This is a genomic window from Streptomyces xylophagus, assembly GCF_000716435.1.
GTDB classification, from domain to species: domain Bacteria; phylum Actinomycetota; class Actinomycetes; order Streptomycetales; family Streptomycetaceae; genus Streptomyces; species Streptomyces xylophagus.
In genome coordinates, this window is sequence record NZ_JNWO01000184.1 from 1 (window position 1) to 328 (window position 328).

The window sequence follows — 328 nt, forward strand, 5'->3', positions numbered from 1 at the left end:
GTTGTGCACCGTGCAGCAGACCAGGTTCGTCGCCGCGTGGACCACCCTGTTCGTCTCCCTCACCCTGTTCCTGCGGGCCGGCGACGGGGCCAGGTGGCTGGACCGCAGTCTGCTGGTGCTGCTCACCCTGGTCCTCGGGGTCGTCTCCGTGTACGCGTGCCACCGGCGCATCGCGCGTGAGCAGGAGATGCTGCGCCTGCGCTCGACGGCCGCCGCCATGCAGCGGCACATCCTGCATCCCCTCCCCCTGCTCACCGACGACGTCCTCGTCAACGGCGTCTACGAGCCCGTGCAGGAGGACCGGCTCGGCGGCGGCGGCATGGGCACG

The 328-nt window shown here is 71.3% G+C and carries 1 pseudogene; it reads left to right on the forward strand.

What is annotated here, in order from left to right:
- Positions 1 to 328: pseudogene (locus OO70_RS50895) on the forward strand (serine/threonine-protein phosphatase); the annotation flags it as partial.